Here is an 18,833-nt window from a genome sequence, read left to right on the forward strand (position 1 = left end):
ACATTGCTTGCCCAGGGCAGAAATTGTAGGCACACTATAACTTGAAGTCATGCCTCAGGAACCGCTGCCGTCATGCCGCTGCGCGCCAGATTGCCCTCGCCCGGAGCGCTTTTCATGTTCGAGGCGGCGGCGCGGCACCAGAACTTCACGCTTGCGGCGCGCGAATTCAACGTGACGCAGCCCGCGATCAGCCGGATGATCTCGCGGCTGGAGCAGCACCTGGGCGCCAAGCTGTTTCTGCGCCGCTCGACGGGACTTGAGCTGACCGAGGAAGGACGCGTGCTGCAGCGCGCGGTACGGCAGGGCTTCGACCGCATCGAGGAAGCTGTCTGCGACATACAGGCCGGCGCCAACGCCGGCGATGTCGTGACGCTGTCGGTCACCTCCGCTTTCGCCATTCATTGGTTGATGCCGCACTTCGACAAGTTCCGCCAAGACGTGCCGGGAGTACAGATCCGTCTCGATCTCATCCATGGCGAACCTTATGGTTCGCTCGGGGCCGCCGACATCGGCGTTCGCTACGCATTCCCCGAGGGCGACGAGATCGAGTCCTGGCCGCTGGTGGAGGAAGTCGTCATTCCGGTCTGCAGTCCCGGCTATTTGCATACGCATGGGCCGATCGACGGCCTGCGAGGATTAAAGGGCCACATCCTGGCCAGCCTGATTGGCAAGATGCGTATCCCCTGGCCGACCTTCCTGGCCGCGGTTGGCCTTGGTCATTTCCGCGAGGCGACGGAGTTGGCGTTTTCCGACTACGCGCTGGTCATCCAAGGCGCAATAAAGGGACAGGCCATCGCGCTTGGCTGGTGGCACGTGGTTGCGGGAGAGGTCCTCTCCGGCGGCCTCGTGCCGGCCGGTCGCACCCCACTCCGCACAGGCGCTTTCTATCATCTCGTCGCCCGCCGTTCGGCGGCCAGGCGGCCTGAGGTGCAGAAGGTGCGTGATTGGCTGCGCGCCGAGTTCATGGCCATCGAGGACCAGCGCGTTCAACGCAATCTGTTCGCGCCACGCGAGGCGGTCAAGCCGCCCGCAGGTTGAGGATTTCGCGCACCAGCCCATCGGGCTGCGCGCCGACACGCACCGGTTCCAACGCTGGCCGTCCATGCATCATGTCGGACGCCTTCTCCGCGATCATGATCACCGTCGCGTTGAGGTTGGCGCCCACGACATGCGGCATCACCGAAGCATCGACGACGCGCAGACCATCGATGCCGCGCACCTTCAACTGCGGGTCGACGACGGCGTCCTCGCCCACTCCCATCTTGCAGGTGCAGGAGGGATGAAACTCCGTGTTGACGGAGGCGCGCAGCGCGTCGTCGATTTCGGCATCCGATCGTGCCGAAACGCCCGGGGCGACCTCCAGCGTTCCCAACCGCTTCAAAGGTGCCTGCATGGCGATCTCGCGCGTCACCTTCACGCCTTCTCGCATCTCCACGATATCGCGGGAATGCGAGAAGAACCGGAAATCGATCCGTGGCGCGTGCTTCGGCGAGGCGCTTTGCAGCGTCAGACGCCCGGTGCTGCGCTGGCGCAATTGCGACAGGTGCAGGGCGAAGCCATGCGACAGGCCGAAGCTGCCATCGGGCCTGGAATCGATCTTCATCGGCGCCACGTGATAATGCACCGTCGGCAGGTCCGAATCCGCCATCGCCCGGGCAAAGCCGCCGATTTCCCATATATTGGAGGCGGCAGGGCCGGATTGCCGTATCATCCATTCGAGGCCGACCCGCAATTTGCCATAAGGCGATCCCATCCAGGCATGCGACACCGGTTCCGTGCAGCGGAAGGACATGCCGAGATCAAGGTGGTCCTGCAGATTGGCCCCCACATATGGCTGATCGAGTAACGGCTTGATACCGAGGCTGCGCAGATGGTCCGCGGGGCCGATCCCCGACAGCATCAGAAGCTGGGGCGAGTTGATCGAGCCACCGCACAGGACGACCTCGCGCCGCGCCTGCAGGGTGTGGACGTCGCCGCCAAGGGAGTATTCCACGCCCGTCGCGCGCTGGCCTTCGATGATGACGCGATGCACCAATGCGCCCGTCGCCACGACGAGGTTCCTGCGCGTGGCCGCCGGACGCAGATAGGCGACCGCCGCGCTGCAACGTCTGCCCCCGACCTTGGTGCTGTCGAGCCGGCCGATCCCCACCGCGTCCGGGCCGTTCAGGTCCTCCACCAGCCTGTGTCCCGCCGTGGCCGAGGCCTCCTCGAACGCGTCGAAGATCGGCGACTGCAGACGTCCCCGCTGCACATGCAGCGGCCCATCGCCTCCACGATAAAGCGAGGCGCCCCGATCCGACGTCTCGGACCGGCGGAAATAGGCCAGGCAATGACCGAAGCTCCACTCGGTCAACCCTTGCGCCGCCCATGCGTCGTAGTCGGCCGGATGGCCGCGCAGATAGACCATGGAATTGATCGATGACGAGCCGCCCAGCGTGCGCCCGCGCGGCACCGGAATGCGCCGTCCGCCGAGCTCCGGCTGCGGCTCGGACTCATAGTTCCAGTTGAAACGCGGATCGTGGTAGACCTTGTAGACCCCGGCCGGTATCGACATCATCAGCGAACGGTCGCGGCCGCCGGCCTCGAGCAACAACACCTGACAGTCGGGATCTTCCGTCAGCCGCGCGGCCAGAACGCATCCGGCTGATCCCGCGCCGACGATGATGTAGTCGAATTCCCGTTCCTTCACGATCATCCCGCAGGCCCCCATTTCATCTTTCTCGCCCGCCCAGCCGGTAGCCGCAACCTACAAAAGGCGCTCAGGCGGCCCGCTCGGCGACAATGCCGTCCAACCAGCCGACCGCCATGTCGGGTACGGAGTCGAGCAGCTTGCGCGTATAGTCGGCATGGGGTTGCGCCAGGACCTGATCCTTGCCCCCCTGCTCGACGATGCGACCATTTTGCATGACGGCGACGCGGTCGGCGATGGCACGCACCACCTCGATGTCGTGGGTGATGAAGAGGTAAGAGACGCCCAGGCGGGCCTGCAGCTTCATCAGCATGCGCAGCACTTCCGCCTGGACCACTTTGTCCAGCGCGGACGTGATCTCGTCGCAGACGATCAGCCGCGGGTCGGCCGCAAGGGCGCGAGCGATGGCGATACGTTGCTTCTGCCCGCCCGACAGCTGGCCGGGTGTGCGGTCGATATGGGTTTCGTTCAGTTCGACCAGATTCAGCAGTTCCTGAACCCGTGCTTCGCGGCGCGCGCCACGCAGACCCTGATAGAGCGTCAGCGGGCGGCCGATTATCTTGCGCACCGTCTGGCGGGGGTTCAACGCGGTATCGGCGGACTGATAGATGATCTGGATCTGCTTCAGCGTCTGCAGCGACCGGCGGCGTATCGTGCCCTGCAACGGCTTGCCGTCATAGATCACCTGCCCGGACGACAATTCCTTCAGTCCGACGATGACCCGGCCCAGCGTCGATTTTCCCGACCCGGATTCGCCGACCAGCGCCACGGTCTCGCCTCGCCCCACTTCGAGATCGATCGAAGTCAGAACCTGGAAATCGCCATAGTGCGCGCCGAGGCCGGCGATCGCCAGGAGCGGCGCGCCCTTGCCGCCATGCTGGGCGTCATGGTCAACCGGCATTTCATGCACCGCCCACAGGCTCTTCGTGTAGGGATGGACGGGACGTTCCATGATCTGCGCGATGGGTGCCTCCTCCACCACCTCTCCGTAGCGAAGAACCGCTACCCGATGCGCGACCTGGGCGACGACCGCGAGGTCATGGGTGATGTAGATCGCCGCCACGCCGTAGTCCTCGATGACCTTGCGGATCGAGATCAGGACCTCGACCTGTGTGGTCACGTCGAGCGCGGTGGTCGGCTCGTCGAAGATGATCAGGGTCGGGTTGCAGATCATCGCCATGGCGACCATGGCGCGCTGCAACTGTCCGCCCGAAACCTGATGCGGGTAGCGCCTGCCAAAGTTTTGCGGATCGGGAAGCTGCAGGGCCCGGAACAGGTCGAGCGCGCGTTTCTCCGCCGTTCCGCGCGTCATCCCGCCGCGATCGACGGCGACCATGACGATCTGGTCCATCAGGCGATGCACCGGATTGAAGGCTGCCTGCGCGCTCTGCGCAACATAGGCGACCTTGGTGCCGCGGAACTTGCGCCGCTCCTCTTCCGGAACAGCGAGGATGTTGTGTCCCGACAGTCGCACCTCGCCCCCGGTGACCTTGGCGCCTGGACGAAGGTAACCCAGGGCCGCCAGCCCAAGCGTCGATTTGCCGGCTCCGGACTCGCCGACCAATCCAAGCACTTCTCCGGGACGGATCGACAGGCTGACGCCGTTGACGATCTTCGACCACTGGTCGTTCGATTTCGCCTCTATCTTCAGGTCGACAATGTCGATGACGGGTACGGTCGGCGTCGCGGTCACGGTCTGGCCTTTCATCGTCTCACCCTTCCTCGCTCAGGCCGCTTGCCCGGTTCAGGAGCCAGTCGACCACGAAGTTCACCGCAATAGCCAGAAAGGCGATGGCCGCAGCGGGAATGAGGGGCGTGATATCGCCCATGTTGATCAGCGCCGCATTGTCACGGACCATCGATCCCCATTCCGCGGTTGGCGGTTGAATGCCGACCCCAAGAAATGAAAGAGCCGCGATATTCAGGAAGATGAAGCAGAATCTCATGCCCAGTTCGGACAGGATCAGAGGCAGGATGTTGGGAAAGACCTCGTTGACCGCGATCCACAGCAGGCTTTCCCCGCGCACCTTGGCATGTTCGACGAAATCCAGGCTTGCGACATTCAGCGCCGCCGCCCGCGCGATGCGGTAGAAACGCGTCGAGGTGAGGACCGCGATGATCAGGATCAGGTTCGTCACCGAGGAGCCGAAGATCGAGAGGATCATCAGCGTGAAGATCAGATCGGGGACCGACATCAGCGCATCGACGAGACGCGAGATCGCCTGGTCGACGATCCCTCCGACCAGTGCCGCGAGGACACCCAGCAGGCAGCCAATGACGAAGGATATGGCCGTGGTGAGCAGCGCGATCGAAATGGAGTTCCGCGCGCCGAAAATCAGGCGCGACAGGAAATCGCGGCCTAGCTGGTCGGTGCCCAGAAGATGGCTGGCGCTCCACGGCTCGAAAGGAACGCGCGAGACGACCTCGACTTCGCCGTACGGCGCCAGCAACGGGGCAAAGAGGGCGACGAAGGCATAGATGGCGACGACCACCATGCCGAACTTCGCGGTCGGCGGCGCCGAACGAACAAGTTTCAGCGCGCGCAGGAGCCGGTTGGGGGCGACGGATCGGACTTCGAGGCTTTGCTGCATGGTTCTCTCCCTCAACGCGGATGCAGCAGGCGCGGATTGCTGACGATCGAGATGATGTCGGCGATCAGGTTGAAGCCGATATAGGCAGCGGCGAAAATGAGCGCGCAGGCCTGGATGACCGGAACATCGCGATTGCGCACGGCATCGATCATCGCCTGGCCGACGCCGGGATAGACGAACACGACCTCGATCACGACGACACCGGAGATGAGATAGGCGAGATTCAGCGCGACCACGCTGGCGATGGGGCCGATCGCGTTGGGCAGCGCCTGACGGATGACCACGCGTTTCTCGGGCTCGCCCTTGAGGCGGGCCATCTCGACATAGGGACTGGCCATCACCGACAGGATCGCGGCGCGCGTGTTGCGTACCATATGGGCCAGAATGACCAGCAACAAAGTGAGGATCGGCAGCACCATGCGGTAGAGCTGCTCGCCCAGTCCCATGCCGTTGCGAATGCCGGCCATCGAAGGGAACAACTGCAGCTTCACCGCCAGCACCATCATGACAACGTAGGCCACGAAGAATTCAGGGATCGAGATCGAGGCAAGTGTCGAGGTCGACAGGAACTTGTCGATGAACCGACCCCGATACCGTGCGCAGACGATGCCGAGCGTGATCGAGAGCGGCACAGCGATGGCTGCGGTGATCGAGGCCAGAACGAGCGTGTTCTTCAAGCGCGGCCCGATCAGTGCCATCACCGGGCGCCCCGAAAACGAAAGCCCCATGTCTCCCGTGGCCGCCGCCCCCAGCCAGGCGAGATAACGCACGAACCAGGGGCGGTTCAGTCCCAGTTTTATCTCCATCGCCGAGATGGCCGCCTGCGTGGCGTTCTGACCGAGAATGGCGGAAGCGTAGCTGCCGGGCAGAAAGCTGACGGCCGAGAAGATGATCAGCGATACGATCACAAGGCTGAGCAGTCCCAAGCCGATCCGGCTCGCCGCCATGGACAGGATCGGGTGGGATTTGGTCGTCATGCGTCGCGCTCTCCGCTCGTTCGCTCGCTTGCGTGATATCACTCCGCCGGCGGCGGACACATGATCATGCATCCGTCCGCCACCAGCGCTCGGCGCCGCGATGATTGTCGGCGGGCAGGATGCCGCCCAATGCTGCATGACCGATATCCGTCGTCATGGCGAGACGCCATGAAACGAAAGCCACGGTAATCACTCCGCCTTCGTCATGCAGCATCTGCTGCGCTTCGGCATAGGTCTTGGCGCGCTTTGCCTGATCCATCTCGGCGCGCGCCGATTTGACGAGCGCGTCGAAGCCAGGCTTTTTGAAGCCGGTGTTGTTCCACGGCGCGTCCGAGGTGTAGGACGTGGCAAGCAGCCAATCGAGTGTGACGCGCCCGTACCAGTCGGAGGCGTTGAATGGCTTTTTCAGCCAGACATTGTCCCAATAGCCGTCGTCCGCCTCCTGGACGATGTTCACCGTGATCCCGGCCTTGGCCGCATGTTCCTTGAACAGAACCGCCGCATCGACCGCGCCGGGAAAAGCGGTTTCGGCGACCGAGAGGTCGACCGTCACGCCGTCGAGCCCCGCCTCCTTCAGAATGGCTTTCGCGGCATCCGGATCGTAGGCGTGCTGGGGCGGCGTTTCGGCATAGAACGGCATGATCGAGGCGGCCGGATTGTCGTTGCCTTTCTTGGCTTCGCCCAGGAAAACCTTGGCGATGATGTCGTCCCGGTCGATGGCGAGCTTCAGCGCCTTGCGCACCGCTGGATTGTCATAGGGCGCGACGGAGCAGTTCATGTCGAACGTCAGATGCCGCAGGCTGGGCGTGCGAACGATCTTCAGGCGAGGATTCCGCTCGACCAGCGCCACGTTGCGGATATCGAGGTCTTCGATCACGTCGACCTCGCCCGTCATCAATGCGTTGAGCCGGGCAGTGGCGTCGGAGATGTTGACCACCTCCACCTCGTCGAAATGAGGCAGGCCAGGCTTGTGATAATCGGGGTTGCGCTTCAGTCGGACGGCGATGCCAGGCTCGAAGCTTTCAAGCTTGAACGCGCCCGTCCCGATGCCGCTTTGCCAATCGATGCCGCCGCCCTCCTTGGCCGGGAAGATCGACAGGTGGTAGTCCGACATCAGGGACGGAAAATCGGCATTGCCCTCCGCAAGGGTGAAGATCACCTTCTCATCGCCTTGCTTGTCGATCTGCTTGATCTGCTTGACGATGGCGAGCGCGCCGGACGTGCTCCCTTCGCCCATATGATGCAGAAGCGATTGACGCACGTCCTCGGGCGTCAACGGACGGCCGTCGTGGAATTTCACCCCCTTGCGCAGAATGAAGGTCCAGCGGGTCGCTCCCTCCTCGCCCGCCCAGCTCTCGGCGAGGTCGCCGGCAAGCGAGCCGTCCGGCAGCAATTCCACGAGATTGTTGCAGAGCGACCCGTTGAAGGCAAAGCCTGTCATCACCGTCGCCCAGCTTGCCGGATCGAGGGTGTCCTGCTGCGAACCGTCATTCATGCCGTAGCGCAGCTTCCCGCCTTGCCTCGGCTTGTCCTGAGCCCAGGACAGGCCGGGCAAGGCGACCATGCCGGCCACCACGCTCGCCCCTACCAGAAAGCGGCGCCGTGTCGGCGTCATGCCGGCGGACGCCGTTGGATGTTCACCGCCTGCGATATTCACCCGTTCCATAATTTCCTCCCAGCCTTTCCGAAACAACAGCACAAGCCTTCATGCGGACAACCGCAGGCCGTCAGCCGCGTGATGCGCGAAAACGCACGGCAGCACGGCAAGCACGGTCGGCCTGATCATTCACAGCAAGTGGGCGGGTCTACGCGCCCGCCCGACCACATCAATCAGCGTCAGGCCTTGAGCCACCAGCGCTCGCACATACGCATATTGTCGAGCGGCATCAGGCCGCCGACCTTGTCGTAGCCCAGCTTGTTGGAGACGGCGTTGCGCCAATCCACGAAAGCGACTGTCAGCAGGTTGCCGTCGTCATGGATGATCTGCTGCGCCTCGGCATAATAGGCCGTGCGCTTGGCGTCGTCCGCCTCGGTCCGCGCCTTCTCGCACAACTCGTCGAAACGCGCATTCGACCAGCCCGCGTTCCACGGCGCCTTTGACGTGTAGATCGTCGAGAACAGCCAGTCGACCTTCGCCCTCCCGAACCAGTCCACACCGGCAAAGCTTTTCTTCAACCAGACATTTTCCCAATAGCCGTCCGCCGCCTCGCGCACGACATTGATGGTGATGCCGGCCTTGGCCGCGTGTTCCTGGTAGAGAACCGCCGCGTCGATCGCGCCGGCGAAGGCGTTGTCCGCGACGTGAAGGTCAACGGAAACGTTGGTCAGCCCCGCCTTGGCCAGATGCTCCTTGGCTTTCTCGATGCTGTAATCGCGCTGCGGCAGCTCATGATAGTATTTCATGATCGAGGAGACGGGGTTGTCGTTGCCCTTGCGCCCCTCGCCGAGAAATACCTTGTCGATGACGTCGTCCCGATCCAGCGCATATTTCAACGCCAGACGAACATCGGGATTGTCGAACGGCGCAACGCGCGTATCCATGTCGAACGAGAAATGCCGCAGGCTCGGCACGCGCTGTACAGTGAAATCAGAGCTGCGCTCGACCATTGGCACATTGCGGATGTCGAGGTCCTGGATGAAATCCACCTCGCCCGTCAGCAAAGCGTTGAGCCGCGCCGTCGCGTCGGGGATGGAGATGAACTCGACCTCGTCCAGGTAGGGCTTGTTGTTCTTGTGATAGTTCGGGTTGCGCTTCAGCCGGGTCGCGATGCCGGGTTCGAAGCTGTCGAGAAGAAACGCGCCCGTTCCCTTGCCCGACTGGATGTCGATGCCGCCGCCCTCCTGCGCCGGAAAGATCGACAGGTGATAGTCCGACATCAGGTAAGGAAGGTCCGCATTGCCGTCAGCGAGCTTGAAGACGACGGCATCGGACCCGTCGAGATCGATCGAGGAGATCTGCTGAACGATGGCGCGCGCGCCCGATGTCGAGTCGGGCTTCATGTGATGCAGGAAGGATTGGCGCACGTCCTCGGGCGTCAGGCTCTTGCCGTTGTGGAAGGTGACACCCTTTCTCAGCTTGAAGCGCCAGGTCGCGGCCTTGTCCTCCTGCTCCCAGCTTTCGGCGAGATCGGGAGCGACCGAGCCGTCGGGCAGGATCTCGACCAGGTTGTTGTAGACACCGCCGTTGAAGCTGGCTCCCGTCCAGCTGGTCGACCAGGTGCCTGGGTCGAGATTGTCGTTCTGCGAGGCGTTGTGGAGCCCCAGCCGCATCTTGCCGCCGGCCTTGGGCTCGGCGGTCTGGGCATACGACATGCCCGGCATGGTCATGGCCGCGCCTGCCGCCAAAAGTGCCGAGCTCCGCGCCAAGAACTCGCGACGGGAAATCGCGCCGTTGCGCAGTTTGTGGGCCAGATCATTCATCTGGCCGCGATCCGATTCGCTCATGTTCACCCTCTTGGATTGCTTGGTTGACATTCGGTCGCTTCTTCGTCCCGGCGCCTTGGGGATTACAGTAATTGGAAACGCGAACCTGTCAACAAACTGATTGACCAATCAATCATACAAGGGGCAAAATAACGCATCTTTGAACCGCCAGAGACCCAGGAGACGCCATGCCGGACGGCAGCCTTGCCTATATCGGCGCATCGGAAGCGCTGCGCCTGTTCCGGACCGGACAATTGTCGCCCGTGGAGGTGCTCGAGGCGCAATTGTCGCGCATCGGCTCGACTGCGCAGAGCCTCAATGCCGTCTGCTTCACCTATGCCGACGAGGCCATGGAGCAGGCGCGGCGCGCGGAAGCCCGCTACGCCGCGCGTGCCCCGGATTTGCGCCCGCTGGAAGGAATTGCGACCGCCCTCAAGGACGAAAACATGATGGCAGGCAAGGTCACGACCTACGGTTCGGTTCTCTACGCCGACCATGTCGCCTCGGCGAACGCGCCGGTCGTGCAGCGCCTGCTGGACGCGGGCGCGATCGTGCATGCCCGCACCACCACGCCGGAATTTTCCTGCGCGCCGTTCTGCCATTCCCGCCAGTGGGGAATCACACGCAATCCGTGGAACCGCGATTTCACCCCCGGCGGTTCGTCGGGCGGTTCGGGGGCAGCCCTGGCGGCCGGTCTGACGACGCTGGCGACAGGCTCCGACATAGGCGGCTCCATTCGTATTCCCGCCTCGGCCTGCGGCGTCGTGGGCTTCAAGCCGCCTTACGGCCGCGTGCCGTCGACACCGCCCTTCAACCTCGATCACTACAATCATCCCGGCCCTATGGCGCGAACGGTCGAGGATTGCCTGCTGATGCAGAATATCCTGGCCGGGCCGCATCCGAAGGACATCGCTTCCCTGAAACCCAAGCTGGACCTGACGATCGATCGAGGTGGCGTCCGCGGCTGGAAGATCGCCTACTCGCTCGATTTCGGCTTCATGGAGATCGATCCCGATGTTCGCGCGAACACCTTGCGGGCCGTCGATGTCTTCCGCTCGCTGGGAGCCGAGGTGGTCGAAGTCGACCTGCCATGGTCGTGGGAGGTCTACGAGGCCGCCGCGACCCATCACGCGACACTGTTCGGCGCCTGGCTCGCGGAATACCTGGACGACCGCCAGTCGAGCCTGACGACCTACGCCGCCGACTTCGCCCGCAAATCGCTTGCGGTGACGACGCGCGACTATCTTTCAAGCCTCAATGTCGAAGGCCGTATCTACGCGCATTTCGGCCCGCTGATGGAGGAACACGACCTCTTCCTTTGCCCGACACTGGCGGTGCCGGCGGTGAGGGCCGATTTCGAGATGCGGGACCCGCTCACGATCAACGGCAAGCCGATCGATTCCTATCTCGGCTGGACCATGGCGTGGCCCTTCAACATGCTGAGCCGCTGCCCGGTGCTGGCCCTGCCCTCGGGCTTCGCCGGAACCGGCGTGCCCACGGGGATTCAATTGGTCGGCCGCACCTATGATGACCAGGCTGTCTTCCGCGCCGGTTTCGCGTACGAGAGCGCCGTGGGCGGCTGGTTCACCGCGCCCGAAACACGCCCCGATCTGCCCTGTTGAGATTTGCCATGAAAACAATCTTCTCCGACCGTCATAAATTGCAAAGCGTCGAGACCGAATTCTATCGGGGCAAATGGGTGGAAGCCTTCGAGATTCCGCGCCGCGCCCAATTGGTGCTCGACGCGGTGCGACGCGCCGATCTCGGCCCGGTCATCGGGCCCGAAAGCTTCGACCTTTCGCCGGTTCTTGCCGTGCATGATCCGGATTTCGTCCGGTTTCTGGAAAACATCTGGGCCGACTGGGTGGCGGAAGTCGGAGCCATTCCTGCCTATCCGAACATCTGGCCGCCGCGTCGCACGCGCATGATCCCCACCATTCGTCCGGGCGCCGAGCTCGGTCGCTACGCGGTGGACATGAGCAGCCCGATCCTGGAGGGCACCTGGCAGGCTGCGCGTTCCGCGGTCGATTGCGCCTTGACCGGGGCCAGGTTCATCAACGCGGGCGAGCCTTCGGCCTTCGCGCTCTGCCGTCCGCCCGGACACCATTCAGGCCGCGACTATTTCGGCGGCTACTGCTTCCTGAACAACGCCGCCATCGCCGCGCAGTATTTCCGCGACACCGGCGCGCGGCGCGTCGCCGTGCTTGACGTCGACTACCACCACGGCAACGGCACGCAGGATATTTTCTACGATCGCGACGACGTGCTGACCGTTTCGATCCATGGCGATCCGGTTCAGGAGTATCCCTACTATATCGGTTTCGCCGACGAGACCGGGCAAGCGGCTGGCCAGGGTTTCAATCTCAATCTCCCGCTGCCCTGGGGATCGGATTTTTCTACCTGGGGCGCAGCACTTGACCGGGCGATCGATCGCATAGCGGCTTTTGCTCCCGAGCGTCTGGTGGTTTCACTGGGGGTGGACGCGTTCGAGGAAGATCCGATCTCGCACTTCAAGCTGACGAACGCCGATTTCGTCGAGATCGGGCGTCGCATCGGCTCGCTGAAGACACCTTCCCTGTTCGTGATGGAGGGCGGCTATGCAATCGAGGCGATCGGCACAAATGTCGTGAACGTTCTCACCGGGCATTTGTCCGCACAGACGTGAGATAAAGGCCGGGCACCTGTCCCGGCCGTCAGAAATCCTCTGGAAAATGCAGCCGCATGAAGGCAAGGCAGGCTTCGTGACCGATCTTCTGCCCCTCGGTGATGGACATGTTGGACACCAGATTCTCGATCCACAATCCCGAGATCAAGGCATTCAACGATATCGCCAACTGCTGGGCAGCGATCGTCATTCCGCGCAGTTGCGCAAGCTCGGCCATATCGGCGCAAACGGCCCGGTTGTAGTACTCGCGCAGTTCCGCGCATCTTTTGTGATAGGCCGGAACCCGAACCGCCTCCGCCCAGAAAGCCAGCCACAATGCGATGCTGTCCCGCCCCGCGGCCTTGCGGCTGAAGTCGGTATCGATCATGCGACGGATGCGATCCGCCGGGCCGAGCGCCGAGGCGTTGAGGCGAGTGAGGTAGGCTTCGTATTCCGCGGCCGTGTGATCCAGCGCGGCGAAGATGATGCCTTCCTTCGATTGGAAATGAAAGGAGACCACGCCGTAGGAGCATTTTGCCTCTGCGGCGATCGAGTTGATTGTGACGCCCGTCAGGCCCCGTTTCGAAATGACCTTGACCGCTGCCTCGACAAGGCTGCGACGGCGGTCGACCACTTGATCGTCGCGGCTAACAGCCATGGTCCTTCCGGCGCTCCCCCGGGATCTGGCTTTCAGATCCGACATGCAAATTCAGCTTTTCATTCGAAAATAAGTAGGAATCCTGTCTCGCCATGCGAGCCGAAAAGCAAGCCTCATCGTCGCGAAAAGACATCTAACGCACCGCTTCATTGCCGGGGGCGAGCCTGAGAAAATGCGCGGCATTGTCGTGCAGCCACAATCTGCGCACCTCGTCACTCAAGTCGAGGCTGTTCATTTCGCCGACCGCGGTGTCGACCGGCATCATCGGGAAAGCCGAGCCGAAGATCATTTTTTGCTTCAGGATGGTGCGGCCATACTGGAGTAGCGGCTCGTATCCTGAATGCGCCTTCGCCAGCAGCTTGGGACGGACCGCAAGAAGGCCGATGTAAAGGTTCGGATGCCGCCAGGCCACGCCGATCAGTTCCTGCACCCAGGGCCACCCGGGCGGCGAGGCTATGGCCCGCAATTCCGGATAGCGGACCATGACGTTGTCCAGATATTCCGGCTTGCCCACCGACATCGGCGTCTGCGTGGAGAAGTTGATGCCGCAGTGGATGTTGACCGGCACATCGAGCTCGATCGCCCTTTCGTACAGCGGGAAGAGCCGCGCGTCGTCCGGCGCCATCTTCAGCTCGAAGCACTGAAGATTGAGGCCACGCAGTCCGAGGTGGTTGACCGCGTGATCGAACGCGGCCACCGCATCCGCCTGGTACGGATCGACGCCCGCGAAGCCGATGAAGCGCGGGCCGTGCGATTTCACGAAATCCGCCACCGATTCGTTCGCGATCTTGAAACCGAAGGTCGTGCTGAGATCGCGTGCCTTCAGCACGACATGCCGCGTTCCAAGCCGTTCATAGGTCTCCAGGTATCCATCCAACCCTCGAGCGGCCTGCGAGCCGGCCGAGAGCGTCTCGCTTGCCTCATAGACCCGTCGATAATTGCTCAGATGCGGAGCCGCCGGGGAAAACTCCGGCAGCGGCGGGCGGCTGGAAAAATCGATAAGCATGGCTCAGCTCCATTTCCCGCGGTCTTCCAGGATCACCTTGGCCGCGTTGTGCCCGGGAACGCCGGTGACGCCGCCGCCGGGATGAACCGATGCGCTGGCCTGATAAAGCCTTTCGATCGGGCTGCGATAATCGGCATAGTTCGGCGAGAACCGGCGGAAGAACATCTGGTCGGCGCTGATTTCACCGTGATGCACATGACCGTTCGGAAGGTCGAAAATCCGCTCCAGATCCAGCGGCGTGATGACCTGCCGGTGCAAGATGTGATCCTCGATATCCGGGAACTGGGTCTTGAGGACCTTCAGGACATTCTCCCACAATTCCTCGCGCCGCTCGTCCCAGCTGCCCTTGGCGAGCGTATAGGGCGCATGTCCGCCGAAGACGTTCATGATGTGGTGCCCGGGAGGCGCCAGCGTCGGATCCACCATCGACGGCACCTTGACGATCAGGAATGGCTCGTCGGCGATCTCGCCCTCCTGGGAGATGCGATGCGCGCGTTCCATATAGGCGACGCTGGGCGCGATCGTCATTTGCGGCAGGACGCCGCCACCGTGCGCGGCCTGCGCGAAGACAGGTGCGTCCGGCAGCGACTTCAGGGCCAGGTTGACGCGAAACACCGTGCTTTCGCAACGGATGTTGGCGATGTCGCGATTGAAATCCTCAGGCAACCGACCGGGATCGATCAGCCTGGTGAAGATCGTGCGCGCCGTCGCGTTGGCGACCACGATCTTGGATCGGATGTCCTCGCCGCCCGCAAGCCGCACTCCGACCGCGCGCCCGTTCTCTACCAGGATTCTTTCGACCGGAACGCCGGTGCGGACTTCCATGCCATGCGCCTCGCCGGAACGGCGGATGGCGTCGGAGATCGCACCCATCCCACCCTTCATGAAACCGGCAGGGCCCGCAGGCGTGGTCCCGTCGCGCACGATGCCGCGCACCAGCATATAGGCTGAGCCCGGCGTTTTCAGGCTGGAATTGGCGCCGCCGCCGCCGGCAAAGAAGCCGAGGACCAGCTTCACATCCTCCGACTCGAACCAGCGCGACAGGTAGTCATAGGCGCTCATGGTCAGAAGGTTGTAGATGTCGAAAAATTGCGGGCCGATCTTGCGAAAGCGCCACACGAAGCCGGCCATGCGCCTCAGGTCGCGCATCTTGCCGCTGCCGGGATTGATGGGGACTTCCCACAGAAGCTGCTTCATGAAGGGCGCGATCTTCTGCATATGCGTCCGATAGCGCGCATAGGCCTGACCGTCCGAATTCGACAGCCTGCCGATTTCGGCGGCGAACTTCTCAGGGTCGTCCCACATGGTGAAGGTCCTGCCGCCCTCGAGCGCAAAGACCGTGGGATGCGCGGGCAGCACCTCGAAGCCGTATTTCTGCAATTCCAGATCGAGGATGACCTTGGGCTGCAAAAGGCCTTGATAATAGGACGCTATCGACGAGCGATATCCAGGAGCGATCTCTTCGGTCACGGCGGCGCCGCCGGTGATGTCGCGCCGTTCGACCAACAGCACCTTCACTCCCGCTCGCGAAAGATAGGCGCCGCAAGTCAAGCCGTTGTGGCCGCCGCCGACGATGACGGCGTCGTAGCGCGGGCTCATGCGCCAGCTCCTTCGATCCAGGCGGCGATCGTGCGGTCATAGGCGCCCGCCCGCGGATTTGTGTCTCCCGCCTTGAGTTGCGGCTTGGATATCTTCAGCGAGGCTGTGCGGGGAAAATCCGCGACGAAGGCATAGAAGCGCGGAACCTTGAAGGCGGCGAGACCGGCTTGGGCCGTGGCGATGACACTGTCCAGCAGTGCCTGATCGAGCCCCTGCCCTTCCTTGAGTTTCAGATAGGCCTTGACCTCCTCGCCCCTGAGCGGATCCGGCACGCCGACCACAGCGACTTCGGCCACCCCCGGGGCCGCGGCAAGAACCGTCTCGACCTCGCGCGCGGCGATGTTCTCGGCCGAGCGCCGGATCATGTCCTTCTTGCGGCCGACGATGTAGAAAAACCCGTCCTCGTCCTGGCGGAACAGATCGCCGGTGGAGAACCATCCGTCACGCAAGACCTCGGCGGTCGCTTCCGGATTGTTGTAGTAGCCCAGCATGATGCCGGGACCACTGATCTGCAATTCGCCGATTGCCCCTTGCTGAACGGGATTGCCTGCCTCGTCGACGATGCGGCATTGCCGAAACGGACAGGGCACCCCGCAGGATCCGGATCCGACCTTGTCGGGCCGCTCGACAGGGGCGAACATCGCCGGGCCGACCTCCGTCATGCCGAAGGCCTCGCGCGCATTCAGATCGAAGCGCGTCTCCAGCGCTTCGTGAAGATCGCGCGGACAGCCGTAGATGTTGGCGCGCACCACCTTGTTGTCGGCGTCGTGCGGCTGCGCTGCGATACCGTGCAAGACCCAAGGCAGCAGGCAGAACTCGATACCGAATTCCTTCAGCCAGAAGGAAAAACGGCTGGTCGATTGCCGTGCGGCAACGAAAAGCGTGCCTCGCTGATACATGGTCATCAGCAGCAGCCATTGCGGATCCATGTAGAAGAAAGGCGTCGAGGCCAGGATGCGCTGATAGACCCTGCCGTCGCGAAACGCATTCACCTTGCCGGCGGAAATCCAATAGCGCTGGCTCAACATGCAGCCTTTCGGGAAACCGCTGGTGCCCGAGGTGAACTGGATGTTCAGCAGATCGCCATGCCCGACGGGCTCGGGCGCCGTGAAGCTATCGGCCGGCGCGGCCAACGCATGCCAGTCGCGCGCGCCGTCCGGCATGTCGCCGCCGACGACGATCATCCGCTCCGGCGGCACCGACACCAACCCTTCGGCATGAGCCTGATCGAGTGTCGCGCGCGTGGAGGCATGGGTCACGACCCATTCGGCCTCCGCCACCTGCATCACATGCGCGATCTCGCGTGGCGTGTAGCCGGGATTGATCGGCAGCATCACGGCGCCGATCCGGCCCAGCGCCAGCCAAGTCAACGGGAAGGCGGCGATATTGGGCAGCATCACGCCCACATGCGTGCCTTTGCGGATGCCGATCGCCAGAAAGCCCGCCGCGAGCCCGTTCACGGTACGCCGCATGTCGGCATAGGTGATGGTTTCGCCGCTCTCGAAAAAATTCCACAACAGCCTGTCGCCGGCCGCGTCGGCTGCGGCATCGATCAGCGCGCCGATATTGTCCGGCAGCGGCTCGGCCTCGATGCGACGACGGCGCTCATCATACCCGACGACGGGTTGCGCCAGGACTTCGTCCTTCCACATGTCCAACTCCGAATGCAGCAGGTCAGCGCTTAGGTTCCGGCAGGCCGCGCCGTCGCAAGAACGGCGCGGCCCCGACAGTCAGTGAGCAAACCACATCGCCTTGAGGTCGGTGTACTTGTCCATCGCGTGCAGGGACTTGTCGCGACCGAAGCCCGACTGCTTGAAGCCGCCGAAGGGAACCGCCATCGACCCGCGATCGAAGCAGTTGACCCACACCACGCCCGCCTTGATGGCCTTGGCCGCCCGGTGCGCGTTCTTCACCGAACCCGTCCAGACCGCGCCGGCAAGACCGTAGACCGTGTCGTTCGCCACTTCCATCGCCTCGTCGAAGCCCTTGACGGTGATGGCCGACAGCACCGGGCCGAAAATCTCTTCCCGCGCGATCTTCATGTCGTTCCTGACGCGGTCGAAAATGGTCGGCTCGATGTAGAAGCCGCCGGTTTCGGTCCGCACGCGGCTGCCGCCGATCAGCGTTGTCGCCCCCTCGGCACGGCCGGCGTCGATATAGCCCAGCACCCGGTCCATCTGCTCCTGGGTGACCAGCGAGCCCATGCGGGTGGCGGCGTCCAGCGGATCGCCCGGCACGAAGGACTTTGCCTGCGCCGTTATCTTCTCGAACAGGGCGTCGCGTATCTTTTCATCGACGATCAGACGGCTGCCGGCGTTGCAGACTTGTCCGGTATTGGCGAAGATGCCGGCGGCGACACCGGCCGCGGCGGCATCGAGATCGTCGCAATCGGCAAGCACGACCTGCGGCGACTTGCCGCCAAGCTCAAGGCCGATGCGCTTTATGTTGGATTGACCCGAATACTGCATGAAATACTTGCCGACCTCGGTCGAGCCAGTGAAGCCTACGCAATCGACATCCATGTGCAGGCCAAGCGCCTTGCCGGCGATGTGGCCCAGGCCGGGCACGACGTTCAACACACCGGCTGGAAGCCCGGCTTCGATGGCCAGCTCGCCGAATTTCAGCGCCGTGAAGGGCGACTGCTCAGCCGGCTTCAGGACCACCGAATTGCCCGTGGCCAGCGCCGGCCCGAGCTTCCAGGCCGCCATGGACATGGGATAGTTCCACGGCACCACGGCGGCGACGACGCCCACAGGCTCGCGCACGACCAGCGTCGTCATCTCATGGGCGGTCGCCGCCACCTCGCCATAGACCTTGTCGATCGCCTCGGCATACCAGGCAATGCAGTTCGCGGCACCGACCACGTCGCCGTTGAACGCATTGGCGATCGGCTTGCCGACGTTGAGCGTTTCCAGCAGCGCCAACTCCTCGCGATTGGCCAGGATCAGCTCGGAGAAGCGCAGCAATATCCTGCGCCGGTCGGCTGGCGCCATGCGCGACCAGACGCCCGCGTTGAAGGCCTTGCGCGCCGAACGGACCGCCTTGTCGACATCGGCCTCGTTGCACGAGGCCACCTGCGTCAGCAGCCGCCCGTCGCCGGGATAGACGCAAGGAAAGGTCTCGTTCGAAACGCTGTCGACATATTGGCCGTCGATGAAGGGGCGGTTCGGCAGCCGTACCGATTTTGCACGCGCGTGCCAGTCGATTGTTTGCAGCATGTCAGTCCAATCCTGTTGTTGAGATGTG

Annotated in this window: 14 protein-coding genes; 3 read left to right on the forward strand and 11 right to left on the reverse strand. The window is 63.2% G+C overall.

Features of this window, described 5'->3' with window-relative positions:
- Positions 1-72: 72 nt before the first annotated feature.
- Positions 73-1,038: a LysR substrate-binding domain-containing protein gene (locus tag FJ471_RS08020; protein ID WP_140802634.1), complete on the forward strand. Its 966-nt coding sequence runs from the start codon at positions 73-75 to the stop codon at positions 1,036-1,038.
- Here FJ471_RS08020 and FJ471_RS08025 read toward each other — a convergent pair.
- The 6 genes from FJ471_RS08025 to FJ471_RS08050 form a co-directional block, all read right to left on the reverse strand.
- Positions 1,019-2,695, reverse strand: coding sequence for a choline dehydrogenase (locus FJ471_RS08025; protein WP_140802635.1), 1,677 nt, complete (start codon positions 2,693-2,695; stop codon positions 1,019-1,021). The genes FJ471_RS08020 and FJ471_RS08025 overlap by 20 nt on opposite strands.
- 64 nt (positions 2,696-2,759) lie before the next feature.
- A complete protein-coding gene (locus FJ471_RS08030; RefSeq protein WP_140802636.1) occupies positions 2,760-4,397 on the reverse strand; it encodes an ABC transporter ATP-binding protein in 1,638 nt (545 codons plus the stop codon).
- A gap of 4 nt (positions 4,398-4,401) precedes the next feature.
- Positions 4,402-5,280: an ABC transporter permease gene (locus FJ471_RS08035; protein WP_140802637.1), complete on the reverse strand. Its 879-nt coding sequence runs from the start codon at positions 5,278-5,280 to the stop codon at positions 4,402-4,404.
- 11 nt (positions 5,281-5,291) lie between these two features.
- On the reverse strand, positions 5,292-6,257 hold the full coding sequence (locus FJ471_RS08040) for an ABC transporter permease (protein ID WP_140802638.1): 966 nt from the start codon (positions 6,255-6,257) through the stop codon (positions 5,292-5,294).
- Positions 6,258-6,321: 64 nt separating this feature from the next.
- A complete protein-coding gene (locus FJ471_RS08045; protein WP_140802639.1) occupies positions 6,322-7,923 on the reverse strand; it encodes an ABC transporter substrate-binding protein in 1,602 nt (533 codons plus the stop codon).
- Between the two features lie 170 nt (positions 7,924-8,093).
- Complete coding sequence (locus FJ471_RS08050; RefSeq protein WP_140802640.1) at positions 8,094-9,701, reverse strand: ABC transporter substrate-binding protein; 1,608 nt, start codon at positions 9,699-9,701, stop codon at positions 8,094-8,096.
- A 167-nt stretch (positions 9,702-9,868) separates the two neighbouring features.
- Between FJ471_RS08050 and FJ471_RS08055 the strand changes: the two genes are divergently transcribed.
- Both FJ471_RS08055 and FJ471_RS08060 read left to right on the forward strand, forming a co-directional pair.
- Positions 9,869-11,302 (forward strand): amidase, encoded by a 1,434-nt coding sequence (locus FJ471_RS08055; protein WP_140802641.1) that lies wholly within the window; start codon positions 9,869-9,871, stop codon positions 11,300-11,302.
- Between the two features lie 8 nt (positions 11,303-11,310).
- Positions 11,311-12,345 carry a histone deacetylase family protein gene (locus FJ471_RS08060; RefSeq protein WP_140802642.1) on the forward strand — a complete coding sequence of 345 codons (1,035 nt, stop codon included), beginning with the start codon at positions 11,311-11,313 and terminating at the stop codon, positions 12,343-12,345.
- A gap of 28 nt (positions 12,346-12,373) precedes the next feature.
- Here FJ471_RS08060 and FJ471_RS08065 read toward each other — a convergent pair whose 3' ends face one another.
- From FJ471_RS08065 to FJ471_RS08085, 5 genes are all read right to left on the reverse strand, one after another.
- Positions 12,374-12,982 (reverse strand): TetR family transcriptional regulator C-terminal domain-containing protein, encoded by a 609-nt coding sequence (locus tag FJ471_RS08065; protein WP_210242000.1) that lies wholly within the window; start codon positions 12,980-12,982, stop codon positions 12,374-12,376.
- A gap of 133 nt (positions 12,983-13,115) precedes the next feature.
- Entirely contained in the window at positions 13,116-13,988 is an 873-nt protein-coding gene (locus FJ471_RS08070; RefSeq protein WP_140802644.1) for an amidohydrolase family protein, read from the reverse strand.
- Between the two features lie 3 nt (positions 13,989-13,991).
- A complete protein-coding gene (locus FJ471_RS08075; protein WP_140802645.1) occupies positions 13,992-15,587 on the reverse strand; it encodes an NAD(P)/FAD-dependent oxidoreductase in 1,596 nt (531 codons plus the stop codon).
- Entirely contained in the window at positions 15,584-17,239 is a 1,656-nt protein-coding gene (locus FJ471_RS08080) for an AMP-binding protein (protein ID WP_140802646.1), read from the reverse strand. The genes FJ471_RS08075 and FJ471_RS08080 overlap by 4 nt, the downstream gene beginning before the upstream one ends.
- A 78-nt stretch (positions 17,240-17,317) precedes the next feature.
- Entirely contained in the window at positions 17,318-18,805 is a 1,488-nt protein-coding gene (locus FJ471_RS08085) for an aldehyde dehydrogenase (RefSeq protein WP_140802647.1), read from the reverse strand.
- Positions 18,806-18,833: the final 28 nt, after the last annotated feature.

Source organism: Mesorhizobium sp. B2-7-1, from assembly GCF_006440735.1.
In the GTDB taxonomy this organism is placed as follows: domain Bacteria; phylum Pseudomonadota; class Alphaproteobacteria; order Rhizobiales; family Rhizobiaceae; genus Mesorhizobium.